We start from the raw sequence: 24399 nt of genomic DNA, 5'->3' as shown, positions 1-24399 counted from the left end.
AAGCTTTGATTATAAAAACGCAAGTTTCATTTATATAATTGCAAGTTCTAATTATACAAATGAAACTTGCATTTATAGTTTATGTTTAACCTAAAGAAAGTTTGGTCTTAGAAGAAAAAAAGTTTGCACCTAATACAAAGAGATTTTCCCATTCATACTTCATGTACCGGATTATACTATTTGACTGTGATATTCTTTATGTATTCATTCGTGATAAAATCATCTATGTTTTTCATCTTCATACCATTGATTATCACATTATCAAAGATGATATTCCTGACGGAGCGTTCTCTATCAAACCCTTTCAATAGAGACGGATTCTCCCCTACTCCATTATAAATGATATTGCGAAAAGTAATATCTTCAATTCCCCGACCGGGTTGCTTATCATACTTTGAATTGAAACGGACATTAACATGAAACAATCTTCCCTCCTGGATATTCTCTACACGGATGTTTTCAAATAATATCTTGCGTACCAAGTTTTTATCACCGCAATCCACTGCCATACAGCCCTGATAAAGAAGATCATCTTCATCATGTTCCAAAATATCGACATTACGGACAGTTATATTCTCAATAATCTCTCCCACCTTGTCGTCCGGGTTACCGTGTCCTCCAATGTTGATCGGGTGAGCAATATCCGCCCAAAGGATTGAATTCTGTAAAGTCACGTTACGACTTCCTCCGTAATAGTTCCAGCGATGGGCATAGATGGCAATACAATCATCACTGTTCCGCATAAAAACATTGTCTATTAATACGTCACTGCAACACATCAGATCTATGCCATCACTCCATCCTTTACAACTAAAAGATTTTAAGTTATTGATAGTCAAACCAGTAGATTCACCTCCGAATACTGTATAGTGATCAGGATTTATGACTGTAATACCGTCAATCCATACATTTTTAGAATGAGTAACTTCTATTCCACGGATCGGATGGTCGAGAATACCACGCCCGACAATACGTACATTTTCAGCTTTGTCAATCAATAATTTAGCTTTTACAACAGCTCCGGGAGCTAAATAAACAATAGTATTGGAAGGAATCTGTATCTGTGTATTCGGCAAATCTTTCGGACGATGGACACCCGATCCGAAATACATTACTTTGTCACTGCTTTCAGTATAAGTTTCTGTTTCCAAAGGATTAGCAAACAAATGAAGATTATGCAAACGATCACCGTTAAACTCAATCGACAGGTATTGAGGTTTAGTGAGTGTAAAAAAGATAGCATTGTGGTTTACTGTATGTTGTATGCCCATCGCTAACGGACGGATTTTCACATCCTGAATTGTGCCATTGTTCTTTTTCACCATCACTTCTACGGGACTGCCCATATCAAACTGTACCATTGAAGCAGATTGTACCCGATCCATATCTACTTGGACTTCATATTCGAATACATCTTTCCATTCACCGCCTGCTTCACGTACTTTGACTGTATAATCATCATTATGTGGCATACCAGTATTCAATCCTTCCGGATAGGTTACTAATTGGGCATTCCCGAATGTCGAAAATGCAATAGCTATTGCTAACAAACATTTTCTTTTACCTGATAAAACTCCTACTATATTCATATTACTAAACTATGTTATATTTTAATTATTCTGTTTATTGAAGTTCTTTCTAAAACTATACTTTCTATTCCACCCTGATTGGCAAACTGGTAACAGAAACTATAAAAATAACCAATGCAAAAAATCTCCTTTATTGTCTATTACGAACAATAAAGGAGATTTACCTAGAACATTCCAGTTTTTTCTGTCTTCTTATTTTTTACTTGTTATATACGGTTCTGCATATTGAGTCGGTAGTGCTCCCGACATATCCTTGAAACATTTAGTAAAACTAGTATAAAATACACCTTCTTATTCTTTAATTATAGCTTTATTCAAACGGAACTGCCAAGTACTAGAATATGAATTGAAAGCGTCCCTGTACTACGCTAAAGTTTGCGTTTTCAATCTCTTTGATATGCGAACCGGGGATAAAGTAGCTATAATTCAATTTGACAGCGATGTGTTTATTGATATAGTAATTCAATCCGAGGGAGAGGTCTTTCTGTGTTCCGCCTTTTATTCCGACATCATTCAGAGAGAGATAATTGAAACGGACACATAGTTCGAGTGCCTTTCCTTCCGGTCTTCCGGGACAGGCTACTTCTTCGTCATACAGATAATTCTGTCCCAACAATAGCCAGGAACATTGCAGATAAGCTCCTTGTGCCGTATAGTTCTCAAAACCCTTTTCCCGTTTTACATGGGCGCGGATGTATTCACTCTGAAGAAAGAATTTATGATAGTAAATCAGCAGTTCGGTTCCTATTTTAAATTGGGATGCTGCATGATCTACATCTGCTTGCATTAATGTACGATTATCAATCGTGCTCACGCCCGGAGATTTATAAGTAAACGTATTCCTGTTCTCATCTTCGGGAAGCGTGCCGTCCGGTGTACGATGGATAGCTGCCAATCCTATATGTATCAGTTTCGCTTTCTCATAAAGTGGACGGTATACCAAACGTCCGTCAATGGCATATCCTTGCGATGCGTTTTTCAGGTTGCTCAAATCATTATCGGTAAAGAATCCGCCACACAGATAGTAATGTTTGGTACGATAGGAATAGGCTACTCCCATACGTCGGCTATTTGTCAATGCCAGCACTGCTCCCGGAGATTGGTTGAAGCGAAGATCAAATGTACTGCAAAGCATATCGAGACTGAATGGCTCGTAGAATTGTCCTATCTGAATGGAACTATTCTTATAAGAATAGGTGGCAAAAGCATCTTTGATGGCTGTTTTGTTTCCGGCATATCCCATTTCCAGTTTCATTCCCCAGTTCTGATAGGTAGCTTTCACACCGATGCGAAGGTCATTAAATTCCGTGCCGTTGCCAAAGTTATTCGGATTCTTCAGATACACTCCTCCATCCATTAATAGACGCCCGGTGATTTTATATTGTATGCCATCGGGAAGATTCTGTGCCGTTATCCGGGAAGTCGTTAGTATTAGAGATAGAAGGAAGGAGAATTTCAAATATAGTCCTATTATTTTCATCGTCCACCTTTTATCAAATTTGTGAAAAAGTAGTTGGCTCCATACCTTCTCCCGTAAATTTTATCCCGTTGCTCATTTCTGCTTCTTTCGCTTTCTTCAGTTGTTTCTCTTTTTTATAGCGCTGTATCAGGTAAATCATGGAGCAGGTGAAAGCAACCGTACAGATCAGTCCTACGTAGCCGGATAATATATTATAAAATTCCAACCAATTTATGTCTGCATGGGCAAATTCCTTGAACATCAAGACAAGTACAGTTCCTGTATATCCGATAAAATCAATGGTCACAATAAAGAAACCGACATTTCCCTTTATCTTGAAACAGGCGATGAAGCGGTCGAAAAAGATGCTTTGAAAACAGAGGTAGGCAATATACAGACAGAGACTTTGGACAAACAGCCAGGTGATTGCATCCAATTGCAGAGAATCATAATTGAAAGATATAAAACTCATGGTGGCTGTCCCAAGTACGACCAATCCCAGCAGGGCAACCAAAACTTTTATGTTACTTTTCACAAAGACCATCGCTCCGAATAACGCCAAGATTATTAATGTAACGACTGTGTCTACCTGCGCAAACATCCATGAGGATTGTCCGTTCATATCAATAATCTTCACCAGGAAGTCTTCCTTAATATCTCTAAGCACTACCAACATTAGGTTAGCTACAAACAATAATACAAGAAATGGCATGAAGTCGATGAACAGTTCTTTCCGTTGCTTGCCATTCAGAGTCACACGACTACTTTTCTGTTCTATATCTTGTGCCGTAGGTTGTGGCAAACGGGTTAAGCTATATCCCAAAAGAGCCAATAAAGGAAGTGCAAAAGCACCGATAAGTGCCGGCATCCAGAATTCGCTGACGTTCAATGTATTCATAACGAACAATCCGATGGATTTTGCCGTTCCCGAACTGATAACAATACTGATTCCTAAAAGACTGGCCAAAATATCCGTAGTGCGGCGACCTTCGATAAAACTGAAAATAACTCCCCACATACAGCCCAATGACAATCCATTGAAGAACATGGCAAACATATTATAAGGAGTGGGAAGTGCTCCGAACGCAACCAATGACAATTCCGCTACGGCAATGGAAACGAGTATAAACTTCAGGCGATTCTCTCTCTTCAATTCGGAAATCAACTTGATACCTATAAACTTGGCTATCAGACAACCTGCTATCTGAATGATAGTAACCAGTACTTTATAATCAAAACCGAATGCTTCTATTCCGTCAAAGGTAGCAGCTGTGAAAGGTTTGCGCAATGCATAAACCAGTGAGTAAGAAAGAAGGGCTGCTCCACCTGCCCATAGAATAAAGAGGAAATCGGCTAGTCTTCTGTTTGAACTTAGTTTCGATATTGCTTCAGTAATCGTTTTCATACGTTTTCGTTTTTATTTCTGGAGCAAAAGTAGAGGAGAATGGCAAGGGAGAAAATGAATTCTAAAGATTCATTTTATTCATTATCAGATAGAAATGGAAGTAATATTAATGTAACGTTTATGTAACCGTAATTTCTTGGAAATGGAATACAAAAAGGGTTGCACAATACCAGATCAGTGATTGTGCAACCCTTTTTATTCGATTTCTTATTTTTCTCTTACTGGAAAGTAGGCATCTTGAATCTGTACAATAATCCACCTACCATGGAAGCTACGCGGTCAGGTCTTCCCTGTTCGGAGCCATCGTATGTATCGGTACGGATACCGACTTTAGGTTCGGCATACAGATACAAAGAAGAAGCCACTTTCAGCTTTACCTGCACACCGGCATCCAGTCCCGGCACTGCTCGGAACTTACCGTAACGGCGTACCAGTCCGGCCGTAACTCCCACAAAAGGAACAACATCTATCACATGATCGGGGCTGTATCCTTTTGCCAATGTGGCCAGACTCATCATATAATCCATACCCAAACCGGCATAATGGAGATTCATCTTCGACGACGTTTTGGCCTTGTACATAATTATTCCATTTACCCGCCATGCAGATAACGGAGTGTACCATTTACCAATACTTCCTTTTGCTTCTACACCTGCATTCTTCACCAAATCTTTGTTGGCTGCGAGCAAGCTACCCAATCCAAGTGCACCGGAGATGAAGTAACGCTTGTCATCCTGACCAAACACGCTGCGATTGACTGCTTTTGAATAAGGAATAAAGCGATAGTGGAAACCTGCATTGACTCCTACCATTACGTCTTTCTGCATAAAGCCCAGATTACCTTCAATGAATTTATCTCCATACAAGCGAATCTGCGGTTCAATGTATAAACCAAGAAAATCATTCACATGCCATAATCCCTGTATGCCTGCATTAACACCCGGTTGGAATTTATGGTCTGATTTGGAAGTATAAGCAAGGTTGACACCTACCGAACCTATTAAATCAAAGATACGATCGGGATTGTATCCACTCATGGTAGACGTTATGTTCCACAAGTAATCAAGACCGCCACTAACGCTGGCATGTCTAAGTTTGCCCGCTTTAACACTTCCTGGAACTACATAATTCGTAAAAAATCCACCTGTACCCACCAGGCGCAAACCGGAATAAGGGCTCAACCACTTACCGATAGAAACAGAAGCCTGCGGACCTAAAGAACCAAGGTTTTCAAGATTCTTCTTATTCAGGAACATTTGCACCCCGATTCCCGAAGTCATAAACAGATTGTCTGCGATGTGATTGCTTGAGAATCCGTTCTTCGGACGTGCCGCACGGTCAATCGTATGATAAGTCAAACCAAAATTCAACTCTCCGAGCTGATCTGTATTGCCACCCACTCCGCGACCTCCTGCATATCTCTTATTATACACATTGAGGCGAGGTTCTATAAATAAATCCACAGAACGGTTGATACGGAAACTTCCTTGCACACCAACTCCTATTCCCGGAGCATACTTGGCGGTTTTATCCACTCCTTTCGTACCTGCCAGGTTAACTCCGGCAATACCGATCAGACTAAATATTCTGTCTTCATCATATCCCCAAAGAACATTATTGATATTCAACAGATAGTCCGCATGCAGATCGACATGTTTAAAGTAACCGCTTGCGCTGCCCGAAGGGGTGTCCGAAAGTCCAACTGTCCCGGACAAACGCAGACCGGAAGAAGGACTGAACCATTTACCGATTCCGGCAGAGAACTGGGGTCCTAATCCTTTAATCGTATTCTTGATTCCCGGAACTTTCAGTGTACTGATACCACCGGATAAAGAGATAAACATATGATTCAGGAAGGAACTTTTATCGAAATCATCGAAATGAATCTTAGTTCCCATCGGAGCAGCAGGCATATAGGTCAGACCTACCAGAACCGAACCAGCCATTTTATAGTTTCTCCAACTTTCCGTATACGCAAAACCGTCATTATACCATCCGATCCGTGGCTCTACAAACAAATCCAATGTAGAAGAAAGACGTACATTTCCCTGTAAACCGAGATGAGCGCCGTAATAAAGCTGACCGCCGCCTTTCAAATCCGGATACTTTTCGGAACGATCGCTATTGTCGCCCACCTTAGAATAACCGGCTTCTATACCTGCAATCCCTACTAACTCAAAACAACGGTTTGCATTGTATCCGTATGCCAGGGAGGACATATTCAACAGATAGTCCAGGCTTCCGCCACCCATTTTTATTTTAGAATCGTAGATACTCGACGGCAGATAACCTAAATTCACCCCTATCCGAAGTCCATGAACCGGAGTAATCCACTTTCCCATAAAGAGATGGGCGGTCATTCCCATTCCATCCTGACTATCTCCACTTGTTAACAAGCTGTATGGCCCTATTCCGGCAGAGAAAAAGAGATGTTCATTGAATTTATTGCTCTCGAACTTTTCATTTGCAGGCCGTTTCTGTAACATATATTGCAATGCACCATAATCCTGTGCCTGTAAGGTAACAGCAAGCATCAGGAAGATTGCCACTGCTACATATTTATTGTTGATTCTGAAGATATTCATCGTTTACTCTTGTTGTATATATCATTATTTAATTTTCTGCTCTTCCGGCAGCAAGTCAATAATATCACCGTCCACCTTCGCTACTTCCAATAAGGAAGGATCAAGTTCAAGGGCCTTCTCAATGCTCATAATCGCATCACCTATTTTCTCCAGGCGGTTGGCGGTAATCGCTTTTATATAATATTCGCGGGCGGTCTCTACATCTATGGTAGAAATCTTATCCCATGCTTCCTGATTCTTCTTCATTGCGAGCAGCATCACCACCTCATTGAAAGGACTGGTAGCCGCCACCTTTTCGAAAGCATCATTATAATAACCGGCCAATGCCTGAACGATGGCCTGCAAATCTTCAGAAACCGCTTCTTCGGGAACCAAGGTCAAGACTGAATCTGCTTTTGTATATTTCCCTTCGTGCAGCAAGGCAATAGCCTGATTGGACAATAACTCCGCCGGTGCCGATTTACTGACAAACGGTTCGAGAATACGTGAATCCGGAGTATCTTTCTGTATCGTTGCCACTGCCAGTTCATTGGCTGCATACGTAAAGTTATCATAAAGTTCAAGAGCTTCCCTGCAATACTTTTCCCTTTCGTCGGGAGTTTTTGCTGTCGTAATCATACGGTAATATTCGAAACGGGTCAGTTCCTTCGGATTCTTTCTGTAAAGTTCTCTAATCTCGTCGTCTGTCAAGGAACGGAAGATTGAATAACCATAGGTATATTGCACCTTTCTCAATTTAGGCAGATAAGTAGCCGCAAGTTCCTTGTAGAAAGGTTTCGATTTCAAGACCCCATTCAACCGGTAAGGAGTAGCTGCATATTGTTTGATTAAGTCCTCTACTTCTTTAGCCAGTTCCGGCTTGGAGCTTTTTTTCAGCAATTCAGCTACCTCCTTCCAGGAGGCAACCGATGCATCCGATTTCACTTCCAACAGTTTACGTGTTTCCGGGTCCAGTTGCGCCAGAATACGTTCCAGGGCTTTATCCGTACGCAATTTTGCCAGACGAAGATTCGTCTCGTAAGAACCGTCCGGCGAAGCCACCCCCGTAATATGGAAACTCTTCAAAGAGGCATCCGGGTTCGTCTCAATACCACGTAATTCCTGATTCAATCGGTTCAGTTCCACCTGATTCTGTGGATTCTTATCATCCAGGTCGGTTTTACCTACCAGGAAGGTTAAGTTTACCTCACCTTTCGTATCCCGCAACTGCATCACGGGTTTCGGAAGATATTTCTCATCTGTCAGGCTGAAAGCGGAGAATTTATACTCCAAGAAACGAAGCGGGTTGACCGTTCCGCGTGCAATGGAGAAAGAGTCGCGATAAATGATATTCCGGTAATTCTCCATCGCCAGATGCACATCTGCACGGTAGTCATGTTGCAGATATTCTATATAGATAGAATCATGGTAGGCAATAATATCTCCTTTGCGTGAAGAAGTCGTTTTCACACGGATGTAATCGTGCAAAGGATCTTTATCCATATCATAATCGTACATTCGATTTTGCGTTGTATTATAAGTATCCCCGTCGAATACAACAGGACGCATCAACAGACGCTTTTTCAGTGTCACATCATAAATGGAAGGCTGCAATACCAAGCGACGATGTGAGTTAAACATCTCCTTAGGCACCGGGACACGGGTTTTCAGATGGAAATAATTGCCTTTGATTTCGATGTCCGTAGGTTCCGGAATCACTTTGTCCTTCACTTTGGAAGTAATCGTAACTTCGTCCAGTTCGATGACGGCATCTTTCAATACTACATTCAGAATCTGCTTTCCTGCCACCTTCACTGTTTTGTCTTCATAACCGACACATGTAAACTTCAACGAGCCGTTTTTCTCAACCAAGACACTGTAACGACCATCCTCGTCGGACATTTCTATACGTTCGTCATTGACCGGATTCAACACATTTACATTCGGAACACTTTTTCCCTGCGGGTTTGTGATATGCCCCTGCACGCGGATCCGTTGGGCGGATACATTCATACTGACGAACATCATCGCCACGAGAAGTATACCTGTTAATCTATCACGTTTCAAATTGATTTTCATTCTCTTTTCTGACTAGCTAATGTTCGTTATCGAATAATATAAACAAAGGATACCCCCAGTTTGACAGGTGCAATGGTGGTCTTACTATCGTTGACCGCACCCGGTTTCGGAGTACCTTTATCATACTTAAACTGACGGTAGCGCAACACACCCACTCCGGCAGTTGCTTCGATGTTCCAATGATCGCCCAGCACCCATGCGTATCCATAGGTCAAACCGGCGGCGTATGCATCGCCTTTGTGATGCACATCTTTTACCATCATATCAAAATTATTCACGAAAGCGGTGATTCCAAGAAAATGACTCACCATCGGACGATTTAGCCAGTAACGAACTTCAGGCTGAAAATGCGTGAAAGTCGTTTTAAAGTTGTCTGTACTGATTGGGTTCGCAGCAATCCCCATGTTTAAGGAGACATGACTACCCAATACAAATTCTGCTTCTACATTCGGACTGACGGTCAGCCAACCCAATGCATTTGTCTTTACAGCCACCCGTTGTGCGTGCACATGTACACCACAACATAATAACAGAAATGATAACGCAGCTATTACCCTGCGACCATTTCTCATCACATATACCATAATTTATTTCCCACTAAATATTTCCCACTAAATATTTACCCACAAAAAAAGGGCTTACTGTCCATTTTATATACTACTTGGACAGAAAGCCACAAAATTAGAAAAAATATAGTATTAAAAACGTTTAAACACGCTTTTTTTGTTTTTTATTGCAACAATTTCCATCTTAGGCCATAATATACCATACTACGGATAAGATATACAATTTTTCTTTATTACAAATGAAACATCAGATACGCAACAACATAGGCTCCGACGCAGCATCGGATTTAATCTTCTTATCGCCGATAACAACCGTACAGGGAGCAGAAGAAATAATATACCATTTCCCTTCTTTCTTTTCGAGCAATACATTAGCGGCATTGTCGGTCTGAATCATTACCCCGGATGCAACCAATTGGGTTCCATTCCCTAAAAACAACGTCCGGTTTCCTGCATATTCATTGCTGATAACAGCATAATCCGCTTTCACTTTCATTCCCTGATAAGTAGCGGTTTGTGCGGCATCGGATAGAGAGAAGATATGATCTATACGTCCGTTTTTGCTTTTCACACAGATTCCGGCAAAATCTTCTAAACCTGCTCCTTCTGCATCAAAGTAAGAGACGGACTGAATAGCAGACGGTTCCTTTTTCGTACTCGGTTCATATATCGAAACAAAAGGACGATTCCATGCTTCTCCATGCTGACGGGCAACAAATGTCAGCGTCGGCTGCTCCTTTATATGATAGGGCATATTCGGCGTACGGCTTAACCCTTCGGTCATTGGCGCCAAGGCCGTAAAGACTTCACGATCCGGTTCGCCTTTCATCCAAAGATTCATGTATATATCATCGCCATCCTTATCTTTCATATCTATGGTGAAAGTTGCCTTGACATCCTTATTGGTCGCAGCCACTTTCTTATCATATAAATAGGAATAAGCGTAAAGATGTGCGCCTGCAAAGGCGAGTTCTTCCGTAGGCTGGAGATTCAGGTCGCTACCATCTGTTGCCGTCAATGTCAAAGTCTGCCCAAGGTTGTGGTAGAAGTAATCGTGCATCTTATCGCCTCCTTTCTCTTTTCGGCTGCGAAATACATCGACATAATACCCCGTCTCCGCCCCGGTAGTGACAATACTCATCATACGGGTCTGATCCGCTCTGCTTTCCGGTTCACGGAAATAAAGGTTACTGTAAGTAATGGATGTAAATGCTTTGCCCGGTTCTGCTGATGCCGGGAAACAGGAAAGTAAATCAAAAGAATGATTACTTTTCATCACCGGATAGCTCGATATTCCATCCACACAAACTGTATTATGACTGGGGAATTGAGAATAATATTCCGCATAATCCAGTCCGCTGTACAGGAAAAGACCGATACCTGCATCCGGGCCCAGTACGTATCCTTTCCCATAAAGTTCCATCGAAATGCCGTTAGCATGCATGTGGTTCCCTTCACTGCCATTCAACGAAATCATCAAACTGTTGCGCGGATGCATACCGTTGCGCTGTACCAGCCATGACACATTGGGAGCATAAAACAAAGGAGAAACATAATCTTCTATCTTTCCCGGCTGCACTTTGGGATTTAGTGTCAGCGGTTTATCTTCAAAGAAAGAATTGACAGATACACGCACATTCTTCTTTTCTGTTTTATCATTTCCCACATCCGGGTTCAGGCATTTCAGTAAAGCCGTGAAATAGTTTTCCTGTTCTTTCTTCCCGTTCGCCTGTGCATTCTGTATCATACGGATAAAGAAATTCGTACTCAAATATCCCGGATGCGTATCTCCAAAGCCACAAATCATACGGTTGGGAAACAGATATTGGGGAGTGGTTGCTACCGCTTTCGACAATACAGGCATTGCTTTCACCAAATCATATTGTAGATTCGTATCAAACTGATTCACGAAATTGGCATAATCATTGATTACCACACTGCTATATCCGGGACACTCTGCCCAAATTCCCGTATTTATATCGAAACCATAATCCGCCAATCGCGTCAGACTCCACTGGCGGATGCTGGAACGGTTCATCACATAGTCGATATAATATTCACGTCCTTTTCCGTCGGCATATTCCTTATTGTCTTCCAATACCAATCCGACATTCATAATAAACCGTGCCTGTAGCAAATTCCAATTATTATGAGGTACACCGTTCGCAATGATATTATCCGCCCATTTCTTAAAAGCTCCGGCGTAGATTTCCATTTTATCCGGATAATTGACCTTTAGGTAATTATATAGAAAATCATATAAAGGGACAGCGATATGGAGTGCATCTTCATGGATTACTTCGAAAGAAGTCAATCCTACCAATGTTTGCTGATGGCCGTGATTCAGGTCGATGGGCACGTTTCTATAATAAATGCCTGTCATATATGTATCAAAGACCCCTGCGGCAAGTTTGGCGAATTTCTCTTCATCCGTCATCCAATAAAGGAAAGCGGCATCACGCGCAATTCCCAGGATTTCGCAGTTCAGGCTTTCAATATTCCGGCCTGTTTTGGATGGGTGTACACTCTCCATAGGACGGTCGGGAAGTGCATTATTGCAGAAAGTGACATTCCCGTCCTCATCATCATAAGGAACGACATCCGCCAATTTGGGACGGCCGTGGGTAGCAGCCGTGCCACGGGTTCCAGTGTAGCGCACAGTGGGATAAGGAGCTTTTTCACCACCTGCATGGTCGAACGTTTCACCTTTCACATATACTTCCGTGGCATGAGACTTCCAGTACATTGCCAAACGAGACAGCAACCACGACGGTTGAGCATCCGTCAGGTTCGTATATACTTCCGTCCGTTCCTTCAATTTATTGAAAACATCTTTCGCCCATTCTTCTTTTTTAATCAGCTTCCATGTTTCCTGCTTTCCCGCCGGAGTAGTCAGTACTCGCGGATGTGCCTGTGGCATCGTTTCCGGCAAAGGAATCTCTTGTCCGGATGCGCTGTTCAGAAAGGATAGAAAACACAGTCCCAGTAAAATTCGTCTCATACTTCAATTTTCTTTTTTAGGTTTGATACCTATTAAATACGAAGATAGAGATTTATTTACCTAAATCCTCCGTCGAAGATCAGTTTTATTTGTATGAGACTACGCTGTTATTCCAAACAAAGAATTATATTTGCAAAAAACCTACTAACAATTCTGATACTTATGAAAATCTTATCTATCCATGATTTGGCTACAATCAGGAAGAGAGCAGAACACAAACTTTCATTACGTGAAGAGAGTAATGAAAAAGTGACTGAAAAGTGCTGCGGACTGGCGTCCGGCGCACAGCATCTTCAGATTCTTATCTGCGGTGGTACAGGGTGCAAAGCCTCTTCCAGTCAAGGCATTACGGAACATCTCCGGACAGCCATCGAAAAGAACGGCATTGCCGACAAGGTAGAAGTCATCACAGTGGGCTGCTTCGGCTTCTGCGAAAAAGGTCCCATTGTGAAAATCATTCCCGACAATACATTCTACACACAGGTCACTCCTGAAGATGCGGAAGACATCATCACCGAACATATCATCGGCGGCCGGAAAATAGAAAGGCTGCTATACATAGATCCCAAAACGGAACAGACTGTCAGTGACTCCAAACACATGGATTTCTATCGGAAACAACTCCGTATCGCCCTGCGTAACTGTGGTTTTATTGATCCCGAAAACATCGAAGAATATGTCGCCCGAGAGGGGTACTTCGCATTAGCCGATTGCCTGCTCAACAAACAACCGATGGATGTGATTGATATTATCAAACAGTCCGGTTTGCGTGGACGCGGCGGTGGCGGTTTTCCTACCGGATTGAAATGGGAGTTTGCCCATAAACAGAAATCAGACGTCAAATATGTGGTTTGTAATGCCGATGAGGGAGACCCGGGTGCGTTTATGGACCGTTCCATCATGGAGGGAGACCCTCATTCGATCGTAGAAGCGATGTGTGTCTGCGGTTATTCTATCGGTTCTTCCAAAGGATTGGTGTATATCCGTGCCGAATATCCGTTGGCTATCAACCGTCTGAAAATCGCTATCGATCAGGCACGCCAATATGGGTTGCTGGGAGATCATATCTTGGGGACTGATTTTTGTTTCGATATAGAAATACGATATGGGGCAGGTGCATTCGTCTGCGGAGAAGAAACCGCCCTGATTCACTCTATGGAAGGAAAACGAGGCGAACCAACCCTCAAACCACCTTTCCCCGCCGAATCTGGTTATTTGGGCAAGCCTACCAATGTTAACAATGTAGAGACACTTGCCAATATCCCCATCATTCTGACGAAAGGTGCCGACTGGTTTGCAGCCATCGGAACGGAGCGCTCCAAAGGAACGAAAGTATTCGCCCTTGCAGGAAAAATAAATAATGTCGGTCTGATTGAGGTGCCGATGGGAACTACTCTCCGTGAAGTAATCTATGAAATCGGCGGTGGTATCAAAGGCGGAAAGAGGTTCAAGGCTGTGCAGACAGGCGGACCTTCGGGCGGCTGTCTGACAGAGAAGCATCTGGATACGCCTATTGACTTCGACAATCTTTTGGCTGCCGGCTCCATGATGGGTTCGGGAGGTATGATTGTCATGGATGAGGATGATTGCATGGTATCCGTGGCCCGTTTCTACCTCGATTTCACTGTTGAAGAATCTTGTGGAAAATGTACGCCTTGCCGTATCGGCAACAAACGTCTATTGGAGCTACTGAACAAGATAACAGAAGGAAGAGGCACGGAAAAAGACTTGGATACCCTTGCCACTTTGGGGCAAGTGATTAAGGATACCGCCCTCTGCGGATTAGGGCAGACTTCTCCGAATCCTGTTCTATCAACACTGGACAATTTCTATGATGAATACGTGGAGCATGTGCGGGATAAAACCTGTCGCGCCAAGCAATGTAAATCACTGCTGACTTATACGATTAATCCGGAGCATTGCATCGGTTGTCATTTATGCGCCAAAAACTGTCCGGCTGATGCAATCGGCGGCTTAGTGCGAAAACCGCATGTAATCAATCCTGATAAATGTATCAAGTGCGGCATGTGCATGGCACGCTGCAAATTCAATGCTATTCTTGTCTGCTAAAATCTATTTACTATGGAAGAAAAACAAATTACTCTCCAGATAGACGGTCATTTCATCACTGTGCCCGAGGGAAGCACCATTCTTGAGGCCGCTATCAAAATCGGTATCAATATACCTACGCTGTGTCATATCGACCTGAAAGGAACCTGTATAAAAAATAATCCGGCTTCCTGCCGTATTTGTGTGGTTGAAGTGATGGGACGACGCAACCTGGCTCCTGCCTGCGCTACCCGTTGCACGGAGGGCATGGTAGTAAAAACCAGTACCCTGCGCGTAATGAACGCTCGCAAAGTGGTGGCTGAACTGATCCTTTCGGATCATCCCAATGACTGCCTCACTTGCCCTAAATGCGGCAACTGCGAACTCCAAACGTTAGCACTGCGTTTCAACATTCGCGAAATGCCTTTCAATGGCGGTGAGCTGTCCCCCCGCAAACGGGAAATTACCGCTTCTATCGTCCGTAATATGGATAAATGTATTTTCTGTCGCCGTTGTGAAAGTGTTTGCAATGATGTACAGACGGTCGGAGCATTGGGCGCCATCCGTCGCGGATTCAATACAACCATCGCTCCTGCCTTTGACCGAATGATGACGGAAAGTGAATGTACTTACTGCGGTCAGTGTGTGGCTGTCTGTCCCGTAGGCGCATTAACAGAACGTGACTACACCAACCGTCTGCTCGACGATCTGGCTAATCCGGACAAAGTAGTGATTGTGCAGACCGCACCTGCCGTACGGGCTGCCCTAGGTGAAGAATTCGGATTTCCTCCCGGCACTCTGGTAACCGGAAAAATGGTGTACGCGCTTCGCGAACTGGGATTCGACTATGTATTCGATACTGATTTTGCAGCGGACCTTACCATTATGGAAGAGGGTTCCGAAATTCTGAACCGCCTGACACGTTATCTCAACGGAGATAAATCCGTGCGGTTACCTATCCTGACCTCCTGCTGTCCGGCATGGGTCAACTTCTTCGAACATCATTTCCCGGACATGCTGGACATTCCGTCCACCGCCCGTTCCCCACAACAGATGTTCGGTTCCATTGCCAAATCCTATTGGGCGGAGAAAATGGGCATACCCAGAGAAAAGCTGGTTGTCGTATCTATCATGCCTTGTCTGGCTAAAAAGTACGAATGTGCCCGTGATGAATTCAAAGTGAACGGTATCCCCGATGTGGATTATTCCATATCCACCCGTGAACTGGCACGGCTGATTAAACGTGCCAATATCGGCTTCCCTCTCGTACTGGACAGTCCATTCGACAACCCGATGGGTGAATCGACAGGTGCCGGTGTCATTTTCGGAACAACAGGTGGCGTAATGGAAGCCGCTCTCCGTTCTGTCTATGAAATCTATACCGGAGAACCTCTGAAAAATGTAAATTTCGAACAAGTACGCGGACTAAGCGGTGTTCGTCGTGCTACTATTAACCTAAACGGATTTGAATTAAAAGTAGGCATCGCACACGGACTAGGCAACGCTCGTCATCTACTGGAAGATATACGGAACGGGCACAACGAATATCATGTAATCGAAATTATGGCTTGCCCCGGAGGCTGTATCGGTGGCGGCGGGCAACCTTTGCATCACGGCAACTCGGAAATACTCTATGCACGCGCTAACGCACTTTACCGCGAAGACGCCAACAAACCTTTGCGCAAATCGCACGAGAATCCGTATATCAAGACATTATACGAGGATTATCTCGGCAAACCGCTGGGTGAGAAATCGGAAACTCTCCTGCATACGCATTATTTCAACAAAGCGATTGATTAACTTTTAAATGAAGAGTATTATGTCAGATATCAAACTAGCCTGTGACATGGCAGAGCAAATCAAAACGATCTGCGACAAGCATGGAAACAACCCGGGCGAACTTATCAATATTTTGCACGAGGCACAGCATCTGCAAGGGTATCTACCCGAGGAAACACAACGGATTATCGCTTCCAAACTCGGAATTCCCGTATCGAAAGTGTATGGTGTCGTCACTTTCTATACTTTCTTTACCATGACTCCTAAAGGAAAACATCCCATCTCTGTCTGCATGGGTACAGCTTGTTATGTACGTGGTTCTGAAAAGCTACTGGAAGAGTTCAAACGTGTATTGGGTATCGAAGTCGGTGATACCACCCCGGACGGAAAGTTCTCATTAGACTGTCTGCGTTGTGTAGGTGCCTGCGGACTGGCTCCGGTAGTGATGATCGGCGAAAAGGTGTACGGACGACTGCAACCGGTAGATGTAAAGAAGATTATTGAAGAATTGGAATAGAAACAAAAAAAGCCTGCAAGTTCCCCACATCTTGCAGGCTGTCTTTTTTCTACCTACCCCATATATTGACTAGAAAGTCCTTTCTTCTACAAAATCAGAAAGTAATTTCATCAATTCTTTCTTTTTCAGAGGTTTCGTCATAAAATGATTGCATCCTACTGCGAATGCCGCTTCTTTGTCCGAATCGAAAGCATTAGCTGTAAGAGCTATAATCGGAATATTCTCATCAAATTGCCGTATCAGGAAAGTGGCTTCCAAACCATCCATAACAGGCATTCTCATATCCATAAAAATAAGATCGTAAGAATTGTTACGCGCCTTTTCCAATGCTTCGGCTCCGGTAATAGCACGATCCAGATCATTATCTTTTAATATTTTCTTTACCAACTGAAAGTTACTGTCAATATCTTCCGCTACAAGAATATTCAACTGTCCCAGTCTTTCGGAGAAGACACTAAAGTCTTGTTCCGATATATCTTCCTCTACTTCCACCTCTTCCAGTCCGGTTTTCTCTGTATACTCCACTTTTATATAAGCAATATACCAAAATTCCGAACCGACATTTTCTTCAGACTCGAAACCAACTTCACCATTTGTAGCATCTGCAATCGCTTTACAAATAGAAAGCCCCAGACCAGTACCCTGTGCGAAGTTGTCCAATTTCTCAAATCTACTAAAGATACGATTTTTTTTCTTGTCAGGGATGCCGATACCTGTGTCTTTTACATATAATCTGACCTTTCCCGGTTCACATTCATACCCCATCACGATTTCACCACTAGGCGTATATTTAATGGCATTCGTCACAAAGTTGGTAAATATTTGGATAAAACGATATTTGTCGAATTCCGCTATACACTTTGAATAAGGATTTATCAATTTCAATGTTACAGCAGGATTCTTAATACGCTGCTGGAAAGAGAGGTATAATTCATTGCACAACTGCAATAAATCCAGATCCTGACGTTTGATATCAATAGAGCCTGCCTCTATCTTTGACAGATCCAGAATATCACCAATCAATCGCAAAAGAATATCACTATTCGTTTCTATCAACTGTTTATATTCATTTTTTTCTGACGGCTCGTCCGTATCAGACAAAAGCTCTGAAAACCCGACTATCGCATTAAGAGGAGTGCGGATTTCATGGCTCATATTAGCAAGAAAAGTAGATTTGAGCTTATCCGCTTCTTCCGCCCTGTTCTTTGCCAGAATCAGATTCTGTTGATAAATGATATCTTCAGTGATATCCTGTTGAATAAAAGTAATCACAACAACACGTCCTGCTTCATCCTCTTTCGGACAGTAAGTGAAATTACAGTAGCGATAATCCTCTTCTCCATCCTCCTTGATTCGCAGAACAATACTGTTAGTAAGAAATTCTTCCTTACGAATAATAGCATTCAAGAGTGTTTCAAAACGCTCCCTTTCTTCCGGATGAATCCTCTTACGGATAAATTCAAGCGAACGTTTCTCTATATTTTCAATATAATAATCAAACTTATAGAACATACTATCTTCCAGACGGTAATTCCATGACGTCAACTTTCCGGCATTCAAAGCCAATGCCAGTTCCTTCTGCACGGACTTTATTTTCCTTTCCTGCTCTTTCTTTTCTGTGACGTCTTCACAAGTTAATAAATAGCCCTGCACATCTCCCGCTTCACTCCGCATGATTGCTACCTTAGTAACAAAATACTTTCTGGCTCCTCTTATTCCCGTATTAAAAAAGGTCTCTCCACAGAGATCAAAATCATAATCGGTCTCAAAAGACACATTAACCCCCTTTTTTAGTTCAGCCTTATCTTCTGCGGTGATGTTCGGATCGTCGAAGATATTGATATCAAGAACCTGCTCCATAGTTGTGCTGAACATGTTTAATGCTACATTATTGGCATATTTCAGATATCCATCTTTATCGTAAAAAACAACTCCCTATGATAAGTATTCAGGAATAAGCGAGAGAATCTTGTTTTGCATATTTATATTGTTAAGCCTAAAAAAGGGAATGTACACCCTAAACCCTACATCCCCTTTTTTATTTTAGTTCAAATCGAAATTGCTACTTAGCACCTTTATCTTTAAGATACCAATCTGCAGCTTGTGATCCATTGGAGTTAACCCAAGTCTTGAATGACGGATATTGTCCAGCCGAATCTATTTGCTTTGTTTCGTCAGCCGGTATAAATCCTACTATTGGAATATCTATTGCAAATGGATATTTACCATCCTTGTCAATAAAGTAAGCATCACTCTCGGAATACAATTTACTTCTATCGATCAAATCAGTCGGTGACTTTTTCGGCAAATGTACTTCTGCACGTCCGGTTCCACGGATTCCTTTTATAATCGCATAAGGATTGAAGTCTGTTTTCACTTTATCTTTATCAATAGATGAGCCAAATTCACGAGTAATAGTAAATGTCTGGTTTTGCAAATATTTCACCCCTTTAGTAATAACGATAGAACGTGATCCGTTTTCAATTTCACATCCTACAGGTAAAGTTACAGTTCCCATATTATCTACCTGATAAGCGAACACATTGTCATAAATAGCAGCATTATCTTTCTGCTTCGGAGTGAAACTTTCTTCCACTTTAATAGCCTTATTATCTTTATCGTAGGTTATGGCACGCTTATATTCTATTATCACGTCATTCATATCATAGTCGCCAGCTTTAGGCCAATTATCTTCAAAAGCCAAAGTACCTACGATTGTTTCTGTTTCAGGTTTTACTTCAGGAGTTTCATCAGGAATAATAGGACGGTCGTCACCAGTAATTTCAGGCGTAGTTTTCACACAGAACATTACGTCGTCAAAATCATTATCACCTTTAGTAGCGCCAAACTCATCTTCTACACCTACTACTAATAATTTAGATTTGGTGTCATACAGAGTTATGAACTGACGATCATCGCCACTTTCATTCGACAAACAGATATTTCTTGTAGATTGAGTATGATATTGTGTATAAAGGTCATTTACTTTCTTGATATTATCCCCATTATCGCTCACCCAAGGAGCAGCATTACTCAACAGGAACCAACCAATAGTATATCCGCCCGGAAAATCTTCTGTCGGAGCAGCCTTACCATCTTCACCAAAGAAAAGAAGTTTGGCAGTATCACCACATTTTAAGCCATAGCTTCTATAACCTGCATTAGGGAAAATCACATATTTCTTCATTCCCCAAAAATCATTGCGAGTAGTAGGAGCAGAATTTGTCTTATAATAATAATATCCAAAAACATTCTGGAAGGCTCCATTTTCATCTACAAAAGAAACTTCAACCTTTGCACTACCACCAGTAACACCAACAGGAATAGTAATATTCAACTTATCGGCATCAATACGAAGATTTTCATTCTTCCCGCCATTTGCAGCTCTATTGTTTGCTAAATAAGCTTGCACGCGAGAAGTCAATCCATCCATATCATAAGACGTTTTAGACAAATAATTGGCGGTCGTCGGATATCCATTACCATTCCAAGTACACAAAGAATACATATTATCTCCACGACCTGCAGGTCCTAATTGATAAGGTATTTGATCATTTAGCACTCCAGCTGCGGCAGCTGCACGAGTTTTAGAACCTGTTGCCTTATTAGCATCATACGAAAAGCCACTTGCGCTACCTGTCAATTTCACAGAGTGAGGCAATCCCATACGATTTGTATACAGATACGCTTCTTTCACAGCAGTAGGCACATACATAGTAGACGAGATTTTACCATCTTTTATAAAAGTCTTATAAATAGGCGATATCCCCTCTTTCAATTTGCCTGAAGCATCTACCGGATCTTCGGCATACACTTCTACATTAGCTACAAAACCTGAAGCAGCATAATCTACATTGAGTGGAATATTTCCTCTCAATTGAAAACCAAAATAAGAATCTTCGGATGGTAATTTAGACTTCCGTGAATCTTCGTCACTGTTATACAAATCTTTCTCTGCGCAACTTGCAATAACGCCCAGTAATAACAATAGGGTAGTCCCCCGGGTAATCCCTCTCAATAAGTTCATAATGTTTGTTTGTTAATGTGTAAGTAATTGAGTTTAGAAAATCTCGATGCAAACATAATCTAAATTTGCAACTATTACAAAAATAAAACAAGTATTTTTAGTGGCAATAGAAATATTTAACTAAAAAAGAGAGCTTCAGAAAGGAATGTATATTAAAAACTGCGGAGAGAGCGGGATTCGAACCCGCGATACACTTTTGGCGTATACACGCTTTCCAGGCGTGCCTCTTCAACCACTCGAGCATCTCTCCTCGTTTTCGGAGCGCGAAAGTAAGACATCTTTCTGATATATCCAAATACTTTTTCGCCTTTTCCTTAAAAAAGCTAATTTTTCACTGGAAATACAAGTACAAAGCGAGTACCTCCCGTGTATTCACGGTCAATATTTATTGTCCCTCCCAAGCGCCTGACAATTAGTCGGCAAATATAAAGCCCAAGTCCTGCTCCCGGTTTAAATTCATCGAGTTTGGTGAAACGATCAAAAACCCATTCCTGTTTTTCTTCCGGAATGCCAATACCAGTATCGGTCACTTTGATTACAAGCTGCTCTCCCTCCCTGTGACAGCTCAACTTAATTTCCCCGCTTTCGGTAAACTTATTGGCATTATTCAACAGATGAGCAAGGGTTTGCGACAAATAAGGAATATTCGTGCGGATATTACAATCACCATTATCCACATCCAAACAGTAGTGAATGCTTGCTTTCCCCTCTCCTGTCTGCAGCCTATCCATTTCCTGCACACAGATAGAACAAATATCCGCCTTCTCCATCGGAAGCTCTTCCACCGAACTACTCAAATTGGAAACTTCCAGCAAATCGTTCAACAGACGAGTCAACAAATCCGTATTCTGTTGAATCAACTCCGGAAATTCCACTTTACATTCGGCATCTATCGTTTCATCCAGCAGCAAATTACTAAAACCGTTGATTGCATTCAGCGGTGTACGAATTTCATGGCACATGGAATTGATAAAAGCAGTTTTCATCTTCTCGCTTTCCTGCGCCTTTTCGCTCTGCCGGAGTACTTCCTCATTGGATTCCAGCAATTCCTTTTGCATCCGCTTCAACTTATTCAGATGAATACGTTGGCTGATTCCCCAAACGATAGATAAAAGAAGTACAAAACTTATAGAAAGGAAACCGATCTGCCGATTTCGCGAAGTCAAGCGTTCCTTTTCCAGCTCCAGATGATTCAGATCATAACGGGTATCCATTTCCGCCCGCAGTTCACTGGATTCTGCATCCACCACTTTCTCCCGCAATGAATCATAGACTTCCATCCGCTCGTATGCATTCTTATAGTCATGCAGGCGCGCATAGCATTTGGCCTGTTCCTTATACATGCTGGATGTAACCGCCAATACGATTGCAGTATTTTCATTCCCCATGGTATTGATAACCGAATCCTTATAAGCAATTGCCATTCTGTAATTGCCAGCATCTTCATAAAAGCCTTCATAAGCAAAATACAATGTCAACAGCTCCCCCCTTTTCCGAAGCATTTCATCCGTCTTTTCCAGACAGTGATACGCTTTCTCATATCCCACTAATGACGGAAAATGAGCGATCCCCATATAATACAATGAATAAACGTATTCGAAATTCTGATAGATATCCTTTTTTACTTCCGGCATTTCTCTATAGTGTTCCAGGATATCCATCATTTTCTCCAGAAAAGCTACTGTTTTAGGTCCTTCGTGTGAATTAAGATAAGCAAGATAGATATTATCATTGGCCCAGAACAGTAATTCCGCCGCATGCTCCACAGACAGTTTCAATAATAATTCAAACACACGGTCGAAATAACGGGAGGCATTCTTATAATTTTCAATTCTGGTTTCAGAAATAGTCAGCGTCGTCGCCATGCCTAAAGCATAATTGCGTTCTATCTGAAAATAGATGTCCTCCTGATTTTCTTCGGGATCAGTATACATCTTTGTCAAATATTCAATCGTTTGGCCTTCATTGTCCGTCCAATCGACTATCGAACGAATATTCTTCAAATGCACCTCCGTTATAAAGCTCTTCTTTCGTTCACCGGTCAGGTATTTGTCAGCAAGCTTGAGGTAGTAAATCACAGAGTCATTCGTCAACACACGCTCTTTCCTGTTGATATTCATGATAAGTTTACGCAGAGCATCAGCTATGATATATTCATTTTTTGCCTTCACTCCCTCGTCAAACAAGATGCGAGTCAGCGGAATAGAATCTTTCAAGAGATAATTTCTGTAATAATTATCAAGGTTGAGACACCTTTCCATCCGTTCTTGCTGTGTTTGTGCATGAATAAACAAGGTCTTCAAACTATCTGCCATATTCTCTTTAGACTGAAGAGAAAGCGGCAAAAGAAATATGACGAAGAAAAGCAAAATATACCTCATTACTTTCCAATTAAATATAAAGCAGCAAAAATATACATTTTATTTAGATTACCATCCATCCAAGATACTTTTATCATACGAAATATTTCCGACTATCATTGAGAGATAAACTTACAGACGATAAAAATCCTGCAAATCAACAACTTGCATAATTCCTACAATAATCTTAATGGAGAAATACATTTTTGAATTACGCAAATACCTAAATATAGATATTTCAACGTAGACACAAGTATACATACACTCGTACCCTGTGTTCAATCGAAAAAAAATCTATTTTATTTTGTTATCTACAAAAACGTTCGTAGTTTTGCGAACAACTAACAAGAAAGGAGAATTGAAGTGAAAGAAAAGCAATACACAACAGAGCAGGAACAGGTTGCCCGTTTTGCCAAAGCAATGGGACACCCGGCACGAATGGCAATTCTTGCTTTTTTAGCAAAACAAGAGAGTTGTTTCTTCGGTGATATTCACGAAGAACTACCTATTGCAAAAGCAACAGTTTCGCAGCATTTGAAAGAATTGAAAGAAGCAGGCCTAATTCAAGGAGAAATAGAAACTCCAAAAGTCCGGTACTGCATCAATCGGGAAAATTGGGAACTTGCCCGAAAACTTTTTGCCGCTTTCTTAGGAAACTGCAAATGTAAAGATACATCGTGCTGTGAATAACAGCACCTTTTTTTAGGAATATTGTTCGTAGTTCTACGAATTACGATTATTATATTAACTTTAAAGTAGAATGAAAAATGGAAATAAAAGTATTAGGAACCGGATGTTCAAGCTGTAAAGCATTGTATGAAAACACCAAGCAGGCAATTTCAGAATTAGATTGCGATGCAACGTTAATCAAAGAAGAAAATTTATTAAAAATCATGGAGTATAATATTTTAAATCTTCCGGCTTTGGCTATTGACGGCAAAGTGGTATCAGCAGGAAAAAGATTATCCCTGGCAGAAATAAAAGAACTGATAACCAAATAAAAA

The 24399-nt window shown here is 41.8% G+C and carries 15 protein-coding genes and 1 tRNA gene; 5 read left to right on the top strand and 11 right to left on the bottom strand.

Going from position 1 to position 24399, the window contains the following annotated elements:
- Window positions 1–176: 176 nt before the first annotated feature.
- The 7 genes from H8796_RS14495 to H8796_RS14465 form a co-directional block, all read right to left on the bottom strand.
- A complete protein-coding gene (locus tag H8796_RS14495; RefSeq protein ID WP_117935134.1) occupies window positions 177–1589 on the bottom strand; it encodes a glycosyl hydrolase family 28 protein in 1413 nt (470 codons plus the stop codon).
- A 334-nt stretch (window positions 1590–1923) separates the two neighbouring features.
- Window positions 1924–3069 carry an OprO/OprP family phosphate-selective porin gene (locus H8796_RS14490; RefSeq protein WP_117935136.1) on the bottom strand — a complete coding sequence of 382 codons (1146 nt, stop codon included), beginning with the start codon at window positions 3067–3069 and terminating at the stop codon, window positions 1924–1926.
- 13 nt (window positions 3070–3082) lie between these two features.
- Window positions 3083–4453 carry a DUF5690 family protein gene (locus tag H8796_RS14485; RefSeq protein WP_117935138.1) on the bottom strand — a complete coding sequence of 457 codons (1371 nt, stop codon included), beginning with the start codon at window positions 4451–4453 and terminating at the stop codon, window positions 3083–3085.
- Between the two features lie 218 nt (window positions 4454–4671).
- On the bottom strand, window positions 4672–7038 hold the full coding sequence (locus tag H8796_RS14480; RefSeq protein WP_117935140.1) for a hypothetical protein: 2367 nt from the start codon (window positions 7036–7038) through the stop codon (window positions 4672–4674).
- A gap of 24 nt (window positions 7039–7062) precedes the next feature.
- Window positions 7063–9096 (bottom strand): tetratricopeptide repeat protein, encoded by a 2034-nt coding sequence (locus H8796_RS14475; RefSeq protein WP_117935142.1) that lies wholly within the window; start codon window positions 9094–9096, stop codon window positions 7063–7065.
- Between the two features lie 26 nt (window positions 9097–9122).
- Complete coding sequence (locus H8796_RS14470; protein WP_117935234.1) at window positions 9123–9668, bottom strand: DUF3575 domain-containing protein; 546 nt, start codon at window positions 9666–9668, stop codon at window positions 9123–9125.
- A 241-nt stretch (window positions 9669–9909) separates the two neighbouring features.
- Window positions 9910–12663 (bottom strand): heparinase II/III family protein, encoded by a 2754-nt coding sequence (locus tag H8796_RS14465; protein ID WP_117935144.1) that lies wholly within the window; start codon window positions 12661–12663, stop codon window positions 9910–9912.
- 162 nt (window positions 12664–12825) lie between these two features.
- Here H8796_RS14465 and H8796_RS14460 point away from each other — a divergent pair, with 162 nt between their 5' ends.
- From H8796_RS14460 to nuoE, 3 genes are read left to right on the top strand one after another with little or no spacing between them, the layout of a single operon-like run.
- A complete protein-coding gene (locus H8796_RS14460) occupies window positions 12826–14733 on the top strand; it encodes an NADH-quinone oxidoreductase subunit NuoF (RefSeq protein ID WP_117935146.1) in 1908 nt (635 codons plus the stop codon).
- Window positions 14734–14745: 12 nt separating this feature from the next.
- The gene (locus H8796_RS14455; RefSeq protein ID WP_117935148.1) at window positions 14746–16512 is read left to right on the top strand and encodes an NADH-dependent [FeFe] hydrogenase, group A6; all 1767 of its coding nucleotides are present in this window, start codon (window positions 14746–14748) and stop codon (window positions 16510–16512) included.
- 19 nt (window positions 16513–16531) lie between these two features.
- On the top strand, window positions 16532–17008 hold the full coding sequence (gene nuoE / locus H8796_RS14450; RefSeq protein ID WP_117935149.1) for an NADH-quinone oxidoreductase subunit NuoE: 477 nt from the start codon (window positions 16532–16534) through the stop codon (window positions 17006–17008).
- Window positions 17009–17077: 69 nt separating this feature from the next.
- Here the strand turns inward: nuoE and H8796_RS14445 are convergent, their stop codons facing one another.
- From H8796_RS14445 to H8796_RS14430, 4 genes are all read right to left on the bottom strand, one after another.
- On the bottom strand, window positions 17078–18883 hold the full coding sequence (locus H8796_RS14445) for a response regulator (protein WP_233530376.1): 1806 nt from the start codon (window positions 18881–18883) through the stop codon (window positions 17078–17080).
- Window positions 18884–19070: 187 nt separating this feature from the next.
- Complete coding sequence (locus H8796_RS14440; RefSeq protein ID WP_117935151.1) at window positions 19071–21035, bottom strand: LruC domain-containing protein; 1965 nt, start codon at window positions 21033–21035, stop codon at window positions 19071–19073.
- Between the two features lie 162 nt (window positions 21036–21197).
- Window positions 21198–21285, bottom strand: a tRNA-Ser gene (locus H8796_RS14435).
- 73 nt (window positions 21286–21358) lie between these two features.
- Window positions 21359–23350, bottom strand: coding sequence for a HAMP domain-containing sensor histidine kinase (locus tag H8796_RS14430; RefSeq protein WP_158577281.1), 1992 nt, complete (start codon window positions 23348–23350; stop codon window positions 21359–21361).
- 408 nt (window positions 23351–23758) lie between these two features.
- On the opposite strand from H8796_RS14430, the gene H8796_RS14425 reads away from it, so the two are divergent.
- Together H8796_RS14425 and H8796_RS14420 are read left to right on the top strand one after the other, a co-directional pair.
- Window positions 23759–24085: a helix-turn-helix transcriptional regulator gene (locus tag H8796_RS14425; protein ID WP_117935155.1), complete on the top strand. Its 327-nt coding sequence runs from the start codon at window positions 23759–23761 to the stop codon at window positions 24083–24085.
- A gap of 77 nt (window positions 24086–24162) precedes the next feature.
- Window positions 24163–24396, top strand: coding sequence for a thioredoxin family protein (locus H8796_RS14420; RefSeq protein WP_117935157.1), 234 nt, complete (start codon window positions 24163–24165; stop codon window positions 24394–24396).
- Window positions 24397–24399: the final 3 nt, after the last annotated feature.

The sequence above is a fragment of the Bacteroides sp. M10 genome (genome assembly GCF_014334015.1).
Lineage (GTDB): Bacteria > Bacteroidota > Bacteroidia > Bacteroidales > Bacteroidaceae > Bacteroides > Bacteroides intestinigallinarum.
Note: the sequence above shows the minus strand (reverse complement) of the source record. Positions and strands in the feature narration are given on the sequence as shown.